Raw genomic sequence first — 1,160 nt, forward strand, 5'->3', positions numbered from 1 at the left:
CTAGGTCCTGTTGACAAAGTCTGTGACTGAGGTGAACTTCTCGCAATGCAGTTTCGCAACATCATTGAGCCTCCCGTTCAGGGGCAAGCATACCGGTGCCCGTGCTGGCATTTCGCGACCCTTTCAGAGCGAGGCGGCTACGAGATTTGCCCTGTGTGTTTTTGGGAAGATGATGGGCAAGACGATCATGATGCTGAGTTGGTCCGCGGTGGTCCGAACGGCCCGCTGTCGCTGGTTCAAGCGCGACTGAATTTCGCAGAATCCGGCGCTTGCAACTTCCGCCATCGCAAAAATGTACGTCCGCCTACCGAAGCTGAACGCTAACGATTCCCAAATGAGCTGAACTCTGATTCAAAGCTGCTCTTTGCGAGGAGCGGTAATGGCCCGTGGCGATTTGACCGATGAAGAATGGTACGTGATCGAGGGTCTTCTTCCGCCGGAACGGGGACGCAAGTCGCGGCCAGCCTACGACAATCGGCAATTCCTTAACGGCATGCTCCATGTCCTGCGGGTCGGCTGCCCATGGCGCGACATGCATGAGCGGTACGGCAAGTGGAATTCCGTCTATGTGCGCTTCCGCCGCTGGGCCGAACAAGGCGTTTGGGACGCTCTCCTTGAGACGCTTGTTGAGCTGGGGCTGACGGATGACTGGCAGCACATGATCGACAGCACCACGGTTCGCGGCCATTCGCAGGGGGCGGGCGCAAAAGGGGGACTCATAAGGAGGCTTTTGGTCGATCACGCGGGGGCTTTACGACGAAAATCCACGCCCGCGCAGACGGTCAGGGACGCCCTCTCGGCTTCATCCTGACGGGTGGCGAAGCGTCGGATTACAGTGCCGTTCCAGACCTGCTGACAATGCCGGTCGGCAAACCGAAATTGTTTATCGCTGACAAAGGTTATGATGGCGATTTCCTGCGCGAGGAACTGCTGATCCACGGGATCAGGCCTGTAATTCCGCCGAAAGCAAACCGGAAAAGCCCTCCGCCCTGTGACTTCAAGGCATACAGGGAGCGCAACCGCATTGAGAGAATGTTCAACAGGCTCAAGCAGTTCCGCCGCGTCGCCACCAGATACGATAAGACCCAAAAATCATTCTCGGCATTCCTCGCTTTGGCCGCAGCCAAAATATGGCTGCCATACTTTGTCAACAGGGCCTA

At 57.1% G+C, this 1,160-nt stretch carries 1 pseudogene; it reads left to right on the forward strand.

Annotated elements, in window-relative coordinates:
* Positions 1 to 379: 379 nt before the first annotated feature.
* Positions 380 to 1,160, forward strand: a pseudogene (locus FHT73_RS29315) (IS5 family transposase); the annotation flags it as partial.

Origin of the sequence: Rhizobium sp. BK098, from assembly GCF_014193155.1 — a bacterium.
Lineage (GTDB): Bacteria > Pseudomonadota > Alphaproteobacteria > Rhizobiales > Rhizobiaceae > Rhizobium.